Source organism: Streptomyces sp. NPDC005752 (genome assembly GCF_040630715.1).
In the GTDB taxonomy this organism is placed as follows: domain Bacteria; phylum Actinomycetota; class Actinomycetes; order Streptomycetales; family Streptomycetaceae; genus Streptomyces.
The window spans coordinates 1-18,555 of record NZ_JBEXYB010000038.1; the positions used below are offsets into that span (position 1 = coordinate 1).

12 protein-coding genes are annotated in these 18,555 nt (G+C 72.1%); 1 reads left to right on the forward strand and 11 read right to left on the reverse strand.

The genetic code is table 11. The features are described 5' to 3' along the window. Positions 1–54: 54 nt before the first annotated feature. The 11 genes from ABZ441_RS27150 to ABZ441_RS27200 form a co-directional block, all read right to left on the reverse strand. Positions 55–1,758 carry a proline--tRNA ligase gene (locus tag ABZ441_RS27150; RefSeq protein ID WP_358978833.1) on the reverse strand — a complete coding sequence of 568 codons (1,704 nt, stop codon included), beginning with the start codon at positions 1,756–1,758 and terminating at the stop codon, positions 55–57. A 72-nt stretch (positions 1,759–1,830) separates the two neighbouring features. Beyond that, positions 1,831–2,406 (reverse strand): GNAT family N-acetyltransferase, encoded by a 576-nt coding sequence (locus ABZ441_RS27155; protein ID WP_358978835.1) that lies wholly within the window; start codon positions 2,404–2,406, stop codon positions 1,831–1,833. 29 nt (positions 2,407–2,435) lie between these two features. Next, entirely contained in the window at positions 2,436–3,281 is an 846-nt protein-coding gene (locus tag ABZ441_RS27160) for a GNAT family N-acetyltransferase (RefSeq protein WP_358978838.1), read from the reverse strand. Between the two features lie 138 nt (positions 3,282–3,419). After that, positions 3,420–4,577: a flavodoxin-dependent (E)-4-hydroxy-3-methylbut-2-enyl-diphosphate synthase gene (ispG, locus tag ABZ441_RS27165; protein WP_358978840.1), complete on the reverse strand. Its 1,158-nt coding sequence runs from the start codon at positions 4,575–4,577 to the stop codon at positions 3,420–3,422. Between the two features lie 181 nt (positions 4,578–4,758). Beyond that, a complete protein-coding gene (locus ABZ441_RS27170) occupies positions 4,759–6,069 on the reverse strand; it encodes a site-2 protease family protein (RefSeq protein WP_358978842.1) in 1,311 nt (436 codons plus the stop codon). Continuing rightward, positions 6,066–7,328: a 1-deoxy-D-xylulose-5-phosphate reductoisomerase gene (dxr, locus tag ABZ441_RS27175; protein WP_358978844.1), complete on the reverse strand. Its 1,263-nt coding sequence runs from the start codon at positions 7,326–7,328 to the stop codon at positions 6,066–6,068. Before dxr ends, ABZ441_RS27170 begins: the two co-directional genes overlap by 4 nt. Before the next feature lie 123 nt (positions 7,329–7,451). Continuing rightward, positions 7,452–8,693 carry a 3-phosphoshikimate 1-carboxyvinyltransferase gene (gene aroA / locus ABZ441_RS27180; protein WP_358978846.1) on the reverse strand — a complete coding sequence of 414 codons (1,242 nt, stop codon included), beginning with the start codon at positions 8,691–8,693 and terminating at the stop codon, positions 7,452–7,454. Between the two features lie 80 nt (positions 8,694–8,773). After that, complete coding sequence (locus ABZ441_RS27185; RefSeq protein ID WP_358978848.1) at positions 8,774–10,756, reverse strand: acyl-CoA dehydrogenase family protein; 1,983 nt, start codon at positions 10,754–10,756, stop codon at positions 8,774–8,776. A gap of 185 nt (positions 10,757–10,941) precedes the next feature. Further along, positions 10,942–12,387, reverse strand: a complete 1,446-nt coding sequence (locus ABZ441_RS27190) for an aldehyde dehydrogenase family protein (protein ID WP_358978851.1) — start codon at positions 12,385–12,387, stop codon at positions 10,942–10,944. Between the two features lie 175 nt (positions 12,388–12,562). After that, positions 12,563–14,140: a PucR family transcriptional regulator gene (locus ABZ441_RS27195; RefSeq protein WP_358978853.1), complete on the reverse strand. Its 1,578-nt coding sequence runs from the start codon at positions 14,138–14,140 to the stop codon at positions 12,563–12,565. 144 nt (positions 14,141–14,284) lie between these two features. Next, positions 14,285–16,651 (reverse strand): ATP/GTP-binding protein, encoded by a 2,367-nt coding sequence (locus tag ABZ441_RS27200; RefSeq protein ID WP_358978855.1) that lies wholly within the window; start codon positions 16,649–16,651, stop codon positions 14,285–14,287. 246 nt (positions 16,652–16,897) lie between these two features. Here ABZ441_RS27200 and gabT point away from each other — a divergent pair, with 246 nt between their 5' ends. Beyond that, a complete protein-coding gene (gene gabT, locus ABZ441_RS27205; protein WP_358978857.1) occupies positions 16,898–18,238 on the forward strand; it encodes a 4-aminobutyrate--2-oxoglutarate transaminase in 1,341 nt (446 codons plus the stop codon). Positions 18,239–18,555 lie beyond the last annotated feature (317 nt).

Below are 18,555 nucleotides of genomic sequence, written 5' to 3' on the forward strand. Positions count from 1 at the left end.
CCGGGCCGGGGGCCCCGGGGGGGGGGGGGGGGCCCTCTGCCATGCCCGGAGGGATCAGCCCTGGTCGGTCAGGCGTGCGATCGCCTCGTCGACGGTGAGCTCCTCGCGCTCGCCCGTGCGGCGGTCCTTCAGTTCGAGGACGCCTTCGGCCGAGCGGCGTCCGGCGACCAGGATCTTCGGGACGCCGATGAGCTCGGAGTCGGTGAACTTCACGCCGGGCGAGACACCCGCGCGGTCGTCGACCAGGACGCGCAGGCCGGCGGCGTTGAGCTTCTCGGAGACGTCCAGGGCCAGCTCGGTCTGGAGCGCCTTGCCCGCGGCGACGACGTGCACGTCGGCAGGGGCGATCTCGCGGGGCCAGCACAGGCCCTTGTCGTCGGCGGTCTGCTCGGCGAGGGCGGCCACCGCGCGGGAGACGCCGATGCCGTACGAGCCCATGGTGACGCGGACCGGCTTGCCCTGCTGGCCCAGGACGTCGAGGGAGAAGATGTCGGCGTACTTGCGGCCCAGCTGGAAGATGTGGCCGATCTCGATGGCGCGGTCCACCTGGAGGCCGGCGCCGCAGTTGGGGCAGGGGTCCCCGGCCTCGACGACGACGACGTCGAGGTGGTCGTCGACCTCGAAGTCGCGGCCCGCGACGACGTTCTTCGCGTGCACGCCCTCCTTGTTGGCACCCGTGATCCAGGCGGTGCCCGGGGCGACGCGGGGGTCGGCGATGTAGCGGACCTTCTCCAGGCCCTGCGGGCCGACGTAGCCGCGCACCAGGTCGGGGCGGCCCACGAAGTCCTCGGCGGTGACGAGTTCGACGACGGCGGGGGCGAGGTGCTCACCGAGCTTGCCGAGGTCGACCTCACGGTCCCCGGGCACGCCCACGGCGACGATCTCGCCGTCGACCTTGACCAACAGGTTCTTCAGGGTGGCCGAGGCCGGGACGCCGAGGTGCGCGGCGAGGGACTCGATCGTCGGGGTGTCGGGGGTGTCCAGCTCCTCGACGGCACCGGCCGCGGAGGCGTCGGCGGCGGACGTGACCTTGTACGTCACCGCCTCGGTGTTGGCGGCGTAGTCGCAGTTCGGGCAGTCGACGAAGGTGTCCTCGCCGGCGGGCGCGGGGGCGAGGAACTCCTCGGAGGCGGAGCCGCCCATGGCGCCGGAGACGGCCGAGACGATGCGGTGGTCGAGGCCGAGGCGCTCGAAGATCCGGATGTAGGCGGCGCGGTGCAGCCGGTACGCCTCGGCCAGGCCCTCGTCGGTGGTGTCGAAGGAGTACGAGTCCTTCATCTGGAACTCACGGCCGCGCAGCACACCGGCGCGGGGTCGGGCCTCGTCGCGGTACTTGGTCTGGATCTGGTAGAGGATCACGGGCAGGTCCTTGTAGGACGAGCACATGTCCTTGACGACCTGGGTGAAGATCTCCTCGTGGGTGGGGCCGAGGAGGTAGTCGGCGCCCTTCCGGTCCTTGAGCCTGAACAGCAGGTCGCCGTACTCGTCGTACCGGCCGCTCGCCTCGTACGCCTCCTTGGGGAGCAGCGCGGGGAGCAGGACCTCCTGGCCGCCGATGGCGTCCATCTCCTCGCGGACGACGCGGGTGACGTTCTCCAGGACCTTCTTGCCGAGCGGCAGCCACGACCAGATGCCGGCCGCGGTGCGGCGTACGTAACCGGCGCGGACGAGGAGCTTGTGGTTGAGCGTCTCGGCGTCCGCCGGGTCGTCGCGCAGTGTCTTGATCATCAATCGGGACATGCGCTGGACCTGGGCCATGATGAACTCCTGCTCGGAAGGGTGGTGAGCCCGAGGTTAGCCGGGGGGCCCATGCGGGCGGAAATCGATTCGTCAGCCGCGGCGCAGCGGGAGGGGTGCGCCCATCACCGCGTACGGCTTGGGCGCGCTCGGGAAGAGCACCTGCCTGGCCAGGTCCTGGTAACCCAGAGCGCGGTAGAGGCCGCGGGCGGGGCTCTCGGTGTCGATCGCGGAGAGGATCGAGCGGGGCAGGCGGACCGCGTCCGTGATGGTGGTGATCAGGCTGCGGCCGATGCCGCGCTGCTGGAAGTCGGGGTGGACGTGCAGCTCGGTGATCACGAAGGAGCCGTCGAGCCAGTCGTCGGATCCCGTGGCGCGCAGATACGGCTCGACGACGGTGGACCACCAGTGCGCCCGGTCGTTCGGCAGGCCGTAGACGAACCCGACGAGCCGTCCATCCGCGGCGGTGGCGCCGAGGGCGCGGGCCTGCGGGTGGTCCAGGTGCCGGAGCACGATCTGGCGGCGTACGTCGATCTCGTCCTGGCCGAGACCGAAGGCGAGGGCCTGAACGGCGAGGGCCTCGTCGACGCGGGCGGCGAGGTCGAGCGGTCCGACCGTGATGTCGGGGGACCCGGAGCCCCGGGGGGACGCGGGCGTTGCTGCTGCCATGCGGGGAACCCTACTGGCCGCCCGCCGGGTCAGAACAGCACGCTCATGAACGCGCCCGTCTCACGGAAGCCGACGCGGCTGTACGCCCTGCGTGCGGCGGTGTTGTAGTCGTTCACGTACAGGCTGACGACCGGCGCCACGTCGCTGAGCGCGTAGCGCAGGACGGCGGCCATGCCCGTCTCGGAGAGACCCTGGCCCCGGGCCTCCGGGGCGACCCAGACGCCCTGGATCTGGCAGGCGCGGGGGGTGGCCGCCCCGATCTCCGCCTTGAAGAGGACCTTGCCGTCCTCTATGCGCGCGAAGGACCGGCGGGAGGTGATCAGTTCGGCGACCCGTGCCTGGTAGAGGAGCCCGCCGTCGCCGGCCAGCGGGGAGATTCCGACCTCTTCGGTGAACATGGCCACGCAGGCCGGCATGAGGACGTCCATCTCCTCCTTGCGCACCCTGCGTACGAGCGGGTCGGGGGCCACTTCCGCCGAGGTGCGCTCGGTCACCATCAGCGGCTGGTTGGGCCGGACCTCGCGGGCGGGACCCCAGCTCGGTTCGAGGAGGCGCCACAGCTGGGCCGTGGGGCCTGCGGGGCCGACGATCGAGGAGCAGCGGCGGCCCGCCCGCCGGGCGCGGTCGGCGAAGGCCCTGACGGCCTCGGGGGTGGCGCAGATGGGCACCAGGTTGGCCCCGGAGTAGCAGAGCGAGCGCAGCCGGCCGTCGGCGTACCAGCCCCACATCTCGCCGCCGAGGCGCCAGGGATCGAGTCCGGCGACCTGGACGCGTGAGGTGACGAACGCGTTGTCCACGGGTTCGCTCTCGAGGATGGCGAGCGCGGCGGGGAGCTCACCGGGGTCGAGGACCCGGGTAGTGGTCTGCGTCAACACTGGGGCCTCACCAAACGGTCTACTTGATGTCCGCACTGTACCCGCGAAGGCTGTGGGGTGCCGCCCCGCGCGGGAGGCCCGGGAAACACGCCTGTGCCCCGCAGGACGGGGCCTGCGGGGCACAGAGGGGCCGGTGGGTCAGCCGGCGACGGAGATCTGGGGCTCGCCCGAGGCGGTCCCGTCCTTCTCCATCTGCTCCGCGATCTTCATGGCTTCCTCGATGAGGGTCTCCACGATCTTCGACTCCGGGACGGTCTTGATGACCTCGCCCTTCACGAAGATCTGCCCCTTGCCGTTCCCGGACGCCACACCCAGGTCGGCCTCGCGGGCCTCGCCCGGGCCGTTCACGACACAGCCCATGACCGCGACGCGCAGCGGGACCTCCATGCCCTCCAGGCCAGCACTCACCTGGTCCGCGAGCTTGTACACGTCCACCTGCGCGCGCCCGCACGAGGGGCACGAAACGATCTCCAGCCGCCGCTGCTTGAGGTTCAGCGCCTCGAGGATCTGCAGCCCGACCTTGACCTCCTCGGCGGGAGGTGCGGACAGCGAGACCCGGATCGTGTCCCCGATGCCCTCCGAGAGCAGCGCGCCGAACGCCACCGCGGACTTGATCGTCCCCTGGAACGCCGGGCCCGCCTCCGTCACACCCAGGTGCAGCGGGTAGTCGCTCTGCGCCGCCAGCTGGCGGTAGGCGTTCACCATGACGACCGGGTCGTTGTGCTTGACCGAGATCTTGATGTCGCGGAAGCCGTGCTCCTCGAACAGCGACGCCTCCCACAGCGCCGACTCCACGAGGGCCTCCGGCGTCGCCTTGCCGTACTTCTTCAGCAGTCGCGCGTCCAGCGAGCCCGCGTTCACACCGATGCGGATCGGGGTGCCCGCGTCTCCGGCGGCCTTGGCGATCTCCTTGACCTTGTCGTCGAACTGCTTGATGTTGCCCGGGTTCACCCGGACCGCCGCACAGCCGGCGTCGATCGCCGCGAAGACGTACTTCGGCTGGAAGTGGATGTCCGCGATCACCGGGATCTGCGACTTCCTCGCGATGGTCGCCAGGGCGTCCGCGTCGTCCTGCGTGGGACACGCGACCCGCACGATCTGGCAGCCGGAGGCCGTCAGCTCCGCGATCTGCTGCAGCGTCGCACCGATGTCCGACGTGCGCGTGGTCGTCATCGACTGCACCGACACCGGTGCGTCCCCACCGACCGCCACCGATCCGACCTGGATCTGGCGGCTGACCCGTCGGTCGGCGAGCTTGGTCGGAACGTCCGGCATTCCGAGAGAAATCGCAGTCATGCGCTGAGCATCCCCAAGGTGTGGATCAGTGGTGATCGTGGTCCCGAGAACAGCGGGCTCCGGGCTTCGAGGTTACGGCACCGGAGGCGAACGAGGCGCACCCGTGCCGTCGAACCGCCCGGGGGCGGGTGGCCGGACACCACGTGGAAGTCCGGCCACCGCCCATGGGCGGACGGGCGGGTCAGGTGATCTTCACGGGGTTCACGATGTCGGCGACCAGCACCAACAGCGTGAAGCAGATGAAGATCCCGGCGACCACGTAGGCGACGGGCATGAGCTTCGCCACGTCGAACGGGCCGGGGTCGGGCCGTCGGAAGACCTTGGCCGCATTGCGGCGCAGGGCCTCCCAGAGCGCACCCGCGATGTGCCCGCCGTCCAGCGGGAGGAGGGGCAGCATGTTGAACAGGAACAGCGAGAGGTTGAACCCGGCCAGCAGGAACAGCATCATCGCGACCTGGTTCTGGGCCGGGATGTCGAGGTTCATGACCTCACCGCCGATCCGGGCCGCGCCGACCACACCGACCGGGGAGTCGTCGGCGCGTTCACCGTCGCCGAAGGCCGCGTTCCACAGGTCGGGGATCTTGGTGGGCAGGGCGATGATCGAATCGACGCCGTTCTCGATCATGTCGCCCATGCGGACCACCGAGTCCCCGAAGGACAGCGGCAGGATCTCCGTGTTGGCGGCGAAGCCGAGGTAGCCGGCGGTGACGTACTCGCCGGGGACGACCTCGCCGTCGGCGTCCTTCTTGGCCACGGCGTTCTTCTCCAGAACGGCGTTCAGGGTCTGTTCCCGGCCGTCGCGCTGCACGGTGATGGTGGCGGGGCCGACCGTCTGCCGGATCTTGTCCGACAGGGTGGCCCAGTCGTCGATCCTCTGCCCGTCGAAGGCGACGATCGTGTCGCCCTCCTCGAGACCCGCGGCCTTCGCCGGTGAGACCGGGTCGGACGCCTTGCAGGTGTCGCGCTTCTCGCTCTGCGAGATCACGCACTGCTGGACGCCCGCGACCTCGGTGGTCTGGGTCTGGAAACCGAAGGTCATCGCGACGCCCATGAAGATCGCGACGGCCAGGACCAGGTTCATGAAGGGTCCGGCGAACATCACGATCACGCGCTTCCACGGCTTGCGCGTGTAGAAGAGGCGCGACTCGTCGCCGGGCTGGAGCTCCTCGAAGGCGGCAGACCTGGCGTCCTCGATCATTCCGCGCCAGGGGGAGGTGGAGCGTGCCTCCAGCCGGCCGTCGGGCCCCGGGGGGAACATACCGATCATGCGGATGTAGCCGCCGGCGGGGATGGCCTTGATCCCGTACTCGGTGTCGCCCTTCCTGCGCGACCAGATCGTCGGGCCGAAGCCGACCATGTACTGCGGCACACGGATGCCGAAGAGCTTGGCCGTCGAAAGGTGGCCCAGTTCGTGCCAGGCGATCGAGAACAGCAGACCCACGGCGAAGATGGCGATCCCAAGGACCGTCATCAGGATCGTCGTCATGCTCATGCGTGCGCCTCCGCTGTCGCTTCCGCCGAGAGTTCTCGGGCCCTGGACCGGGCCCAGGTCTCCGCTTCGAGGACGTCCGCGACCGTCAGTGAAGTTCCCGTGGCGGGGGTGCCGTGTTCGGCCACCACCGCTGTGACCGTATCCATGATTCCGTTGAAGGGCAGCCGTCCCGCCAGGAACGCGTCCACGCACTCCTCGTTGGCCGCGTTGAACACCGCGGGTGCGGTGCCGCCGAGCGTGCCCACGTGCCGGGCGAGCCCGACGGAGGGGAACGCCTCGGTGTCGAGCGGGAAGAACTCCCAGCTGGAGGCCTTCGTCCAGTCGAAGGCGGGGGCCGCGTCCGGGACCCGCTCGGGCCAGCCGAGACCGATGGCGATGGGGCCCCCCATGTCGGGCGGGGTGGCCTGGGCGAGGGTCGAGCCGTCGGTGAACTCCACCATCGAGTGAACGTAGGACTGGGGGTGGACCACGACCTCGATCCGGTCGAACGGGATGTCGTAGAGCAGATGCGCCTCGATGACCTCGAGGCCCTTGTTGACCAGGGTCGCGGAATTGACCGTGATGACCGGGCCCATGGCCCAGGTCGGGTGCGCCAGTGCCTGCTCCCGGGTCACGTCGGCCAGCTCGGCGCGCGTACGCCCGCGGAACGGGCCGCCGGACGCGGTCACCACGAGCTTGCGGACGTCCGCGCGCTTGCCCGCGGCGAGCGCCTGGAAGAGCGCGGCGTGCTCGGAGTCGACCGGGATGATCTGGCCGGGGGCCGCGAGTGCCTTGACCAGCGGGCCGCCGACGATCAGCGACTCCTTGTTCGCCAGGGCGAGCGTGCGGCCCGCCTTCAGCGCGGCGAGCGTCGGGGCGAGGCCGATGGATCCGGTGATCCCGTTCAGCACGGTGTGACAGTCGCCCGCCGCGAGCTCCGAGGCCGCGTCGGGGCCCGCGAGGATCTCCGGGAGCGGCTCCCCCGCCCCGTAGACCTCGCGCAGTGCCTCGCGCAGCGCCGGCGCCTTGTCCCCGTCGGCGACAGCGACCGTACGCACGCGCAGCTGCCGCGCCTGCTCGGCGAGGAGCCCGACCCTGCCGCCCGCGGCGGAGAGGGCGGTGACGCGGAAGCGGGCGGGGTTGCGCAGGACCAGGTCGATGGCCTGGGTGCCGATGGACCCGGTGGAGCCGAGGATCACCAGATCCCGGCGGCCTTCCGCCGCGTCGAAGACGAGATGCGGGTCGGCGAGGGGTGCGGGGCTGTCGCTCATGGCCCCCATTGTTGCCGCATCCGCTGTGCGCGCTGACAGCGCTCCCCCGGCGGCGCGTACTTCAGGCCTTGCCCGGCACCGGATTTCCCGCACCGGTGCGCCGCTGACGTGACCCGCAGCGGCCCACCGTCGTCACCGGCCGGCGGTCCTCGCCACGAACTCGGCGAACTCCTCGTGGAACCCGGGGAAGGTCTTCCGCACGCAGCCGGGGTCGTCGTAGGTCGTGCCGGGCGTACGCAGGCCGGCGACGGCGAACGACATCACGATGCGGTGGTCGCCATGGGTGACGATCTCGGCGGGCCTCGGGGTACCGGGGTGGATCTCGATCCAGTCGGGACCCGTGTGCACGGTGATGCCCATGTTCCGCAGGTTCTGGGCGCAGGCCTCCAGCCTGTCGCATTCCTTCACCCGGGTGTTCGCGACGTCCTCGATCCGTACCGGCGACGTCGCGAACGGCGCGATCGCCGCGAGGGTCGGCATCGTGTCGGAGATGTCACGCATGTTGACGGTGAGACCGGAGAGCTGCGCGGTGGACCGCACGGTCGTGGACTCCGCGGTCGTCCGCACCTCGGCACCCATGCGGCGCAGTACGTCGGTGAAGCGCAGGTCGCCCTGGAGCGCGCCCGTGCCGAGGCCGGGGACGGTGACCTCACGGCCGGTGAGGGCCGCCGCGGCGAAGAAGTAGCTCGCGGTGGACGCATCGGGCTCGATCGCGTAGGTGGTGGCGCGGTAGCCGCCGGGCGGGACGCTGAAGGTGTTCCCCTCCCGGGCGACCTCGACGCCGAAGCTGCGCATCATCGCGAGGGTGATCTCGATGTACGGCGCCGAGACCAGCTCCGTGACGTCGATCCGGAGGCCTTCCCGCGTGAGCGGGCCGAGCATGAGCAGCGCGGTGAGGTACTGGGACGACTCCCCCGCGTCCAGGGTCAGTTCGCCGCCCTTGACGCCGGACGCCTCCACGGTGAGCGGGTGGTGGCCCTCCGCTCCCTCGTGCCGCAGGTCCACGCCGAGGGCGCGCAGGGCCTCGGTGAGGGGTGCGAGGGGGCGGCGGCGCATCTGCGCGGAGGCGTCGAAGCGGTACGTGCCGGAGGCCGCGGCGGCGGCGAGCGTCGGCAGGAAGCGGGCAGTGGTGGCCCCGTCACGGCAGTGGACCTCGGCCTCGGCGGCGGCCGGCCCCGAGGGGCTGCCCTCGATGTGCCATCGGTCCCTTTCCCGGCTGACCCCGTAGCCGAGGCGGGTCAGTCCCTCGGTGAAGCCCTCGGTGTCGTCCGAGTGCAGGGGGCGCAGGAGGGTGGTGGTGCCCTCCGCCGCGGCGGCCAGGAACAGGGCGCGGGCGGTGACGGACTTGGAGCCGGGGATGTCGATGACGGTCACGGGCGTCCATTTTGCCCTGTGGAGGGCGTGCCCGCGGGGCGCGTCCAGGCAGTGGACGCGCCCCGCGGGGTGTGCCGGGTTCAGCGGATGGGGTGGTGGACGTTCTCCCCGACGGCCGGGCCGGGAGTGGCGTCGGCGATCCAGGGGCCGTCGCCGCTCGGGTCGATGACCCCCTCCTCCAGCCAGGTGTAGGTCCCGGAGAGGACACCGTCGACGACGCGCCTGTCGATGTCGTCGGTGTTGGACCAGAGCCGGTTGAAGAGCTCCTCCACCCGGATGCGGGCCTGCCGGCAGAACACGTCGGCGAGCTGGTACGCCTCGCGGCCGTGGTCGTCGTCGGCCCGCAGGTGCTCGGCCCGGACACAGGCGGCGCTCATCGCGAAGAGTTCGGCGCCGATGTCGACGATCCGGCCGAGGAAACCCTGCTTGGTCTCCATGCGGCCCTGCCAGCGGGACATCGCGTAGAAGGTCGAGCGGGCCAGCTTGCGGGACGAGCGCTCGACGTACCGCAGGTGCACGGAGAGGTCGGGGTGCCCGGGAACGCGGAACTCGCCGTAGGCGTTGGGTCTCTGACCGGGTCCGCTGACCAGCTTGGGGAGCCAGCGTGCGTAGAACCCGGCGGCGTTGGCGCCTGCCCTCGCCTTGTCGGAGAGCGGCTTGTCGGGGTCGATGATGTCGCCGGCGACCTTGAGGTGGGCGTCCACGGCTTCGCGGGCGATCAGCAGGTGCATGATCTCGGTGGAGCCCTCGAAGATCCGGTTGATACGCATGTCGCGGAGCATCTGCTCGGCGGGGACGGCGCGTTCGCCGCGGGCCGCGAGCGAGGCGGCGGTCTCGAAGCCGCGTCCGCCGCGGATCTGGACGAGTTCGTCGGAGATCAGCCAGCCCATCTCGGACCCGTACAGCTTGGCGAGCGCCGCCTCGATGCGGATGTCGTTGCGGCTCTCGTCGGCCATCTGCGAGGAGAGGTCCACGACCGCTTCGAGGGCGAAGGTGGTGGCGGCGATGAAGGAGATCTTCGCGCCGACCGCCTCGTGCCGGGCGACCGCCCGGCCCCACTGCTCCCGGACCGCCGACCACTCGCGGGCGATCTTCAGGGACCACTTCCCGACGCCGACGCACATGGCGGGCAGCGAGAGGCGGCCGGTGTTGAGCGTGGTGAGGGCGATCTTGAGGCCGGCACCCTCGGGGCCGATCCGGTTGGCCGCGGGGACGCGGACCTGGTGGAAGCGGGTCACGCCGTTCTCGATGCCGCGCAGCCCCATGAAGGCGTTGCGGTGCTCCACGGTGATGCCCGGGGAGTCCGCCTCGACGACGAAGGCGGTGATGCCGCCCTTGTGGCCCTCGGACTCCGGCACACGCGCCATGACCACGAGCAGGTCGGCCACGACGCCGTTGGTCGTCCAGAGCTTCACACCGTCGAGGACGTAGTCTCCCCCACTCCCGGCTTCGCTCGAGCGGGAGGTGCCCCCATCGTCGGGCACCGCCGTGGTCGCGAGCCGTGCCGGGTCGGAGCCGACGTCCGGTTCGGTGAGGAGGAAGGCGGAGATGTCCGTCCGCGCGAGGCGGGGCAGGAAGGCGTCCTTCTGCTCCTGCGTGCCGAACATCTTCAGCGGCTGCGGTACACCGATGGACTGGTGGGCGGAGAGCAGCGCGCCGATCGAGGGGTTCGCCGAACCGGCCAGCGCGAGAGCCTTGTTGTAGTACACCTGGGTCAGCCCCAGGCCTCCGTACTTGGTCTCGATCTTCATGCCGAGCGCGCCGAGCTCCTTGAGGCCGTTGATCACCTCGTCGGGGATCCTGGCCTCGCGCTCGATCAGGGCGCCGTCGACGTGGGTCTCGCAGAATTCGCGCAGCCGGGCGAGGAAGGCCTCGCCGCGCCGTACGTCGTCCGGGGCCGGCTGGGGATGGGGGTGGATCAGGTCCAGCCGGAAGCGTCCGAGGAATAGTTCCTTGGCGAAACTCGGCTTACGCCAGTCCTGTTCACGGGCGGCCTCGGCCACCTGCCGCGCTTCGCGCTCGGTGACTTTGGGGGCCTGGGGGATGTCGGATGGGGCGGACATGAGGAGCTCACCTCGCCGCGAGTCGGGGTAGGGGTCGGGCCGTACGCGTGCCGATCGGTACCACTCGTCCGTATCTACCCGATCTGCGTCACCCCCACCACCCCTGCGGCGGGCTCCCGGCGGCATACGGAACCGGCCGGAGCCCCGCACTGCGGGCTCCGGCCGGTCCGTATCGGGTGTCGCGCCTACAGGGCCAGGCCGGTGAGGACCAGCACCCGCTCGTAGGTGTAGTCGTCCATGGCGTAACGCACGCCCTCGCGGCCCACTCCGGACTGCTTGGCACCGCCGTACGGCATCTGGTCGGCGCGGTAGGACGGCACGTCGCCGATGACCACGCCACCCACCTCCAGGGCGCGGTGGGCACGGAAGGCGGTCTGCAGGTCGTGGGTGAAGACGCCGGCCTGCAGGCCGTACTTGGAGTCGTTGACGGCGGCGAAGGCCCCGGCCTCGCCGTGCGTCCTCCGGACGTACAGGACCGGGCCGAAGACCTCCTCGCAGGCGATCGTCGTGGTGTCGGGGAGGTCGGCGAGGACCGTCGGGGCGTAGGTGGCGCCGTCGCGCTTGCCGCCGGTCAGCAGGGTGGCGCCGGCCGTGACGGCCTCGTCGACCCAGGACTCGACCCGGCGGGCGGCGTCCTCGCTGACGAGCGGGCCGACGTCGGTGGCCGCGTCCGAGGGGTCACCGGTCACCAGGGCCTCGACGGCCGCGACGATCTTCGGGACGAGCCGGTCGTAGACGGTGGCGTCGGCGATGACGCGCTGCACCGAGATGCAGGACTGGCCGCCCTGGTAGTTGGAGAAGGTCGCGATACGGGTCGCGGCCCAGTCCAGGTCCTCTTCGCGGGAGTAGTCGCCGAGCACGACGGCGGCTCCGTTGCCGCCGAGTTCCAGGGTGCAGTGCTTGCGCGGCACCGACTCCATGATCGAGTAGCCGACCGGTCCGGACCCGGTGAAGGAGATCACCGGCAGCCGCTCGTCCTGGACCAGGGCGGGCATCTTGTCGTTGGGCACCGTCAGCACGGACCAGGACCCGGCGGGCAGCTCCGTCTCGGCCAGCAGCTCGCCCAGGATCAGCGAGGAGATCGGGGTGGCCGGCGCGGGCTTCAGGATGATCGGCGCACCCACGGCGATGGCCGGGGCGACCTTGTGGGCGCTCAGGTTGAGCGGGAAGTTGAAGGGCGCGATGCCGAGGACGGGGCCGCGCGGGAAGCGCCGGGTGAGCCCGAGGCGGCCGGTGCCGCCGGCGTCCGTGTCGAGCCGCTGGGCGTCGCCGCCGTTGAAACGGCGGGCCTCCTCGGCCGCGAACCGGAAGACGGAGACGGCGCGGCCGACCTCGCCGCGGGCCCACTTGATCGGCTTGCCGTTCTCGGCTGAGATCAGCTGGGCGATCTCCTCGGTGCGCTCGGTGAGGCGGCGTACGACGTGGTCGAGCGCGGCGGCCCGCACGTGCGCCGGAGTCGCGGCGAACTCCTCGCGCACGGCGTACGCGGCGGCGACGGCCTCCTCCACCTGGGCGTCGGTGGGCACGGAGACCGTGCCGACGAGACGTTCGTCCCAGGAGTTGGTGACGTCGAAGCTGTCCTCGCCGGTGGCCTGGCGGCCGGCCAGCCAGAAGGCGTGGGTGGAAGTCATGGCGGTTCCGGCCCTTCGGGGGTGGTGTACGACGATCGCCGGGCGCCACGAGGGCACCCTTCGGCCCCACCGTAGGGCGGCCCGGTACGGATCAGGTTTGTCCGCCGTGGAGTGGAGGGGGTGAGGGGTGCGCCGGTTTGTCGTAGCCGGCCGGCAGCTTGCTCCAGGGACCTGGCTACTGCGCCCCCGAGGAGGCGGCCGTCGTCTTCAGGGCCAGCCACAGCTCCATCCGGACGTCCGGATCGTCCAGTGAGCGGCCCAGGATCTCCTCCACCCGGCGCATCCGGTAGCGCAGGGTGTGGCGGTGGACACCCAGGTCGGCGGCGGCCGCGTCCCACTGGCCGTGCCGGGAGAGCCAGGCGTGCAGGGAGGCGACCAGATCGCCGCGGCCCTTCGCGTCGTGTTCGTGGAGCGGTCGCAGCATCCCGTCGGCGAAGGCGCGTACGGCGTCGTCGGCGAGGAGCGGCAGGACGGAGCCGGCCGCCAGCTCCTCGTGCTCGACGAGGGTCCTGCCCCGGCGGCGGGCGACCGAGAGGGCCTGTTCTGCCTGCTTGTACGCGGCGGACACGGCGATCGGGCCGGAGGGCGCGGAGACGCCGACGACCACGTCGGCGTCGTCCGTACCCGGCTCGCGCGCAGGCTCGTCGTCCGCGGCCCGGGCGTGGGCCGCGCAGGCCGCGACGGCCGCGCCGCCGTCGACGGCCAGCACCACGAGGCGTTCGCCCTCGGGCACCGCCAGCAGGGTCTCGCCGGACCGCGAGGCCGCGGCCTCCATCGCCTCGGCCAGCAGTTCCGTCCCGGCAGGGGCCGGAGCCTCGGCGATCAGAAGCCGGAAGGGGGCGTCGAGCAGCCCGCCGTACAGGTCACCGGCGACGGCCCGGGCGTGGCCGGACTCGCCCGCCAGGAGCATCCGCAGGACCGCGGCGCCGAGGCGCTGCTCAGCGCCCAGGAGCGCGCGGGAGCGGGCCGTGGTCAGGGTCAGCAGGGCGACCGCGGAGTGCACCGCGTAGCGCTCCGCGGTACCGAGAGCCGCCCCGGTGCCGACGGCCAGTGCACCACGGTTACGGCGTCCGGCGCCCAGGGACTGGAGCTCGACCCGGTCGTCGCTGTCGCTGTCGCCGACGACCGCGCTGGCCGGGGCGGGACGGTCGCGCAGCCGCTCCACCTCGGGGGTGAGCCGGGCGGCACGACGGGCGGCCCAGGTGGGCGCGGCGGCGACGACGGCACCCGAGGAGTCGTACAGCGCGGCCCACCCGTCGACGTGCGCGGCGAGGCGGGTGAGGAGTTCTCCTGGACCGTCACCGGCGACGGCGGCGCGGGTCAGCTCCCGCTGGGCCTCGAAACCGGCGGTGACGGACCGGTACTGGTCCGCGGCGATCGCCGCGGACACTGCCTTGCTGATGGCGAGGAAGGGTGTGCGCCGCGGCACCTCCAGGAGCGGAAGCCCCGCTTCCTCCGCGGCGTCCACGAGCGCCGACGGGATCTCCTCGTAGGTGACGCCCACGGCGAAGCCGAGCCCCGCGACACCGGCTCCGACCAGTCGCCGCACGTACCGGCGCATGGTCGCCGGGTCACGGGCGTCGAGGTTGGTCGCGGTGACCAGGAGCAGCTCACCGCCGTCCATGTACGGGACCGGGTCGGCGAGCTCACTGGCGTGCGCCCAGCGCACGGGGGTGCCGAGCCGGTCGGCGCCCGCCCGGACGGTGAGCTTGAGCGCCGAGTGCTGGACGAGCGAGGCGAGAGTGGGAGGCATGGGACGCCGGACCTCTGAGTCGTGGGCGCCGCCCGTGCGGGCGGCTCGATTGGGCCACCCCGCGTGGGCGGCTCGATTGCGCCGCCCCGTACAGACGACCGACTTCGACTATGCCAGGGTGGCAGGTTCTCCGTAACCTCGCGCTCAGCCGCCCAGCTCGACCAGCAGCGGGGGCGCGTGCTCGCCGTCCACCGTCGTCAGTGACAGGACCGCATGGCCTGCGGGCAGCTGGTACGCCAGCTCCGACGCGGACCAGCGCTCCCGCTCGACCCGCCGTACGGTCACCGCGTCCCTCGTCACCGCCTTGCCGGTGACGAGCTTGCGCAGGCCGTGCAGGGCGCGGGTGAACGGCTGGTCCGCGAAGACCGCGTGCTGGGCGACCTCCCGGGTCTCCACCCACTCCTTGCCCCAGACCTCGGCGAAGCGCTTGCCGTCCCAGGTGGTGACCCCGCTGAAGGCCATGCAGCAGCCGAAGGCGCCGAGCAGCGCGGTGTGCAGCCCCTCGGGTACGTCGTCGACGGTGCGCAGGGTGAGGAGCGCGCCGGCGTTGACGGACCGCAGCCGCCGGATGCCCCGGACGGTCTCGGGGGTGACGGTGTGCGTGGCGTCGTCCAGGACCAGGCAGACGAAGAGCGACCGGTCTGCGCGGGCGGCGGCGATCGTCGTGAACTGGGCGAGGACGAGCCGGGTGAGCAGCCGCGACGCCTCGGCGTGTGCCCGCTCGGGAAGGTCGATCCTGACCCGGAGCGGCAGGTGTTCGAGAGAGCGCAGCGAGAAGGGGCGGGCGCCCTCCCCGGTGGCGAAGAACGGCGCGAAGGCGGGCCGGTCGAGCAGCGCGATCCGGTCGGCGAGCACCGGGCCGGGGTCTCCGGCTCCGCCCTTCTGCCGGGTGCGGGCCTCCAGCTCGCGCAGCATGGCCTGGTGGCCGCCCGCCCCGAGGGCCTCCCTCAGCGCTCCGGTCGCGGCGAGGTCGCCGTCCAGGAGCTCCCGGAGAGCGGGCACCCCGGGGAAGTGGCCGTGGACGGCGCGGTAGGGCCCGAGCAGTTGTGCGAGCACGGTGGCGGCGCGCCTGCTGTCCAGGTGTGTCACATCGCCTACCAGGCCCTCCGCGAGCACGCCGGCGGCCTCGTCCGGGTCGGTCGTGCCTCCGTACAGGTCGAAGTCGTGCACGGAGGCCGGGTCACCGATCCGCACCACGACGTCGAAGGCGTCGTCCGGACCGAGTTCGCCCCCGGCGCCGCCGACTGCCAGCACCGCGGCCCGGCCGGCGAGGGCCTGCAGGGCGAGCGACTCGACGACGGGCCGCACCAGCCGCGCGGTCTTGCCCGCCCCGGGCGGGCCGACCGCCAGCAGTGAGGTGCCCAGCAGGGCGGGTTCCAGGGCGACGCCCGAGCCGCGGCGGACGTACGGGTTGTGCGGGTCGTCGGCGCAGCCGCCGAGGCGGACCTGGCCGGTGAGCAGATCGTGCCGGGCGGTGCGCCGCGGCAGGTCCCGTGCGCCCGAGGGGTGGAGCGCGGCGGCGCCGCCGGCGCGCAGGACGGCCTCGGTGAGTGCGGCGAGCCGCTCGGGGTGACCGGTGCCGACGGTCCAGGCGTGGCGCAGCCGCGCCACGTCGACGTCGTTCATCCGGCCGGTGCGCACCTCGGCGGTGAGGGCCTCGGCCGCGTCGGTCAGACCGGCCGCGCGGAGCTCCGGCCACTGCTCGGGGGTGGGGGCGTCGGGTGGCCCGGCAGGGGCCTCGGGCGTCGCGGAGCCCCTGCCGAGCCGGGTGGCGAGCAGCGCGCGCCAGTGGCCGAGACGTGCGAACGGCCAGAGCACCGCGACGGCGATCAGGGTGTAGAGCACGTTGACGACGGCCTGGCTCTGGTAGATCTCGCCGCCCGCGACGGAGGCGACGAGGATCAGCACCGGCCGGACGAGCGGCACGGCGTCCTTCCATACGAGGAGCTCGGCCAGGGCCCCTCCGGCGGCGGTGGCGAGTCCGAGGAAGGGCTGCCCCCGGCCTGCGACATGGCGCCGGAAGATCTCGGACCAGTTGCCCATCCGGCCGCAGCCGTAGACGAGGAGCCCGAACAGGACGGCCTCGTAGACCGTGAGGGCGTCGGCGCCCTCGATCGTCCGGGGCCCGCCAAACGTGCCCGCGTACCACCAGTCGCCGGGGGTGAAGAGCTTCAGCGGGACGAGCCGGTAGGGGATGTACCCGTTGCGCCAGAGGGACCACAGGAGCAGCCCGCTGAGTACGGAGATGAGGACGCCGACCAGCAGCGAGCGGTCGGACACCCCGTCGGGCTTCTCGGGCGGGCGCGGCGTGTGCCCGTAGCGCCATACGCCCGGTTCCCGCACGGGGCGCGGGGTGCGCAGCCACGCCTCGACACCGGCGTCGCCCGCCGATGGGTGACGGGGTCCCGGGGCATACGCGGGAGGGGGTGGCGCCGCGGGCGGTGGCCCGGCGGGCCGGGGCACCCGGTCCGCGCCCGTACCCCGTGCGTCGTACGTGCCTTCGGTGTCCATGAACCGCTGCCCCCTGACCAGCCGCGTCCCGCCTTCTGCACCGGCCAATCTAGTGCCCGGGCACCGGGAGTTCAGCCATGCGGCCGTACGGCCCGGCGGGGACGTCGCCGGGCGGCTCCGCCGGGGACCTGTCCGCCGCGGACAAGGACACGCACCCCATCACTCCCGATCGGAGCATGACCGCTGCCTTCACCCGCCCCTAGCCTGCAGAAAGAGAAGCGTCCGAAACACCCCCAGGAGCCCCGCATGTCCGACATTCCGCAGGAGCGCCGCGTCGTCACCGCCATTCCCGGCCCGAAGTCGGTGGAGCTGCAGGCCCGCCGCGTCGCGGCCGTCGCCGCGGGCGTGGGTTCCACGCTGCCGGTCTTCACCGCTCGGGCGGGCGGCGGAATCATCGAGGACGTGGACGGCAACCGGCTGATCGACTTCGGTTCCGGTATCGCCGTGACCTCGGTGGGCGCCTCCGCCGAGGCGGTCGTGCGCCGCGCGTCGGCCCAGCTCGCCGACTTCACCCACACCTGTTTCATGGTCACGCCGTACGAGGGCTACGTCGAGGTCTGTGAGCAGCTCGCCGAGCTGACGCCGGGCGACCACGCGAAGAAGTCCGCGCTGTTCAACTCGGGCGCCGAGGCGGTCGAGAACGCCGTGAAGATCGCCCGCGCGTGGACCAGGCGCACCGCGGTCGTCGTCTTCGACCACGGCTACCACGGCCGGACCAACCTCACGATGGCCCTGACCGCGAAGAACATGCCGTACAAGCAGGGCTTCGGTCCGTTCGCTCCCGAGGTCTACCGCGTACCGGTGGCGTACGGATACCGCTGGCCGACCGGCGCCGAGAACGCCGGCGCCGAGGCGTCCGCGCAGGCCATCGACGAGATCACCAAGCAGATCGGCGCGGACAACGTCGCGGCGATCATCATCGAGCCGGTCCTCGGCGAGGGTGGTTTCATCGAGCCCGCCAAGGGCTTCCTGCCGGCGATCGCCGAGTTCGCGAAGGACAACGGGATCGTCTTCGTCGCGGACGAGATCCAGTCCGGCTTCTGCCGGACGGGCCAGTGGTTCGCCTGCGAGGACGAGGGCATCGTGCCCGACCTCATCACCACCGCCAAGGGCATCGCCGGCGGCCTCCCGCTGTCCGCGGTGACCGGCCGCGCCGAGATCATGGACGCCGCGCACGCCGGCGGCCTCGGAGGAACGTACGGCGGCAACCCGGTGGCCTGCGCGGGTGCGCTCGGCGCCATCGAGACGATGCGCGAGCTGGACCTGAACGCCAGGGCCAGGCGCATCGAGGAGGTCATGAAGGGCCGTCTCGCCGAGATGCGGTCGAAGCTCCCGAACGGCGACATCATCGGGGACATCCGCGGCCGCGGCGCGATGATCGCGATCGAGCTGGTGAAGACGGGCACGAAGGAGCCCGACGCGGCCGCCGCGGGGGCCCTGGCCAAGGCCTGCCACTCCGAGGGTCTGCTGGTGCTGACCTGCGGCACGTACGGCAACGTCCTGCGCTTCCTGCCGCCGCTCGTCATCGGCGAGGACCTGCTGGACGAGGGCCTGGACATCCTCGAGCAGGCGTTCGCGCGCCTCTGACATGTGCGAACCACCCGGGCGCCGGGCGGGGTTCACGACGCCTCGGAACGGCGCCCGGGTGAGGGCGTGTGAAGAAGGTGTGCGGGGGCGATGGCGGGATACCGTTGCCGCTTCCGGTGCCTCCTCCCTCTGACGTACGGTTTTCCCAGATGAGAGAAACACCCCGCCCGCAGGGGACTGCGGGTGATGCCGGACCGGAGCTCCCCCAGCGCCGTTCCGGCCGTGCCATCGCGCACACCGCTGGAGCTTCGGGCTCCGGGACTCCTCACCGATCGGATGGCCGCCCGCCCCACACCCCCCGGGGCGCGCGGCAAACC

Coding starts and splice junctions, on each gene's coding strand:
- ABZ441_RS27150 (WP_358978833.1), bottom strand. CDS start 1,758: ATGGCCCAGGTCCAGCGCATGTCCCGATTGATGATCAAGACACTGCGC.
- ABZ441_RS27155 (WP_358978835.1), bottom strand. CDS start 2,406: ATGGCAGCAGCAACGCCCGCGTCCCCCCGGGGCTCCGGGTCCCCCGAC.
- ispG (WP_358978840.1), bottom strand. CDS start 4,577: ATGACTGCGATTTCTCTCGGAATGCCGGACGTTCCGACCAAGCTCGCC.
- ABZ441_RS27170 (WP_358978842.1), bottom strand. CDS start 6,069: ATGAGCATGACGACGATCCTGATGACGGTCCTTGGGATCGCCATCTTC.
- dxr (WP_358978844.1), bottom strand. CDS start 7,328: ATGGGGGCCATGAGCGACAGCCCCGCACCCCTCGCCGACCCGCATCTC.
- ABZ441_RS27185 (WP_358978848.1), bottom strand. CDS start 10,756: ATGTCCGCCCCATCCGACATCCCCCAGGCCCCCAAAGTCACCGAGCGC.
- ABZ441_RS27190 (WP_358978851.1), bottom strand. CDS start 12,387: ATGACTTCCACCCACGCCTTCTGGCTGGCCGGCCGCCAGGCCACCGGC.
- ABZ441_RS27195 (WP_358978853.1), bottom strand. CDS start 14,140: ATGCCTCCCACTCTCGCCTCGCTCGTCCAGCACTCGGCGCTCAAGCTC.
- ABZ441_RS27200 (WP_358978855.1), bottom strand. CDS start 16,651: ATGGACACCGAAGGCACGTACGACGCACGGGGTACGGGCGCGGACCGG.
- gabT (WP_358978857.1), top strand. CDS start 16,898: ATGTCCGACATTCCGCAGGAGCGCCGCGTCGTCACCGCCATTCCCGGC.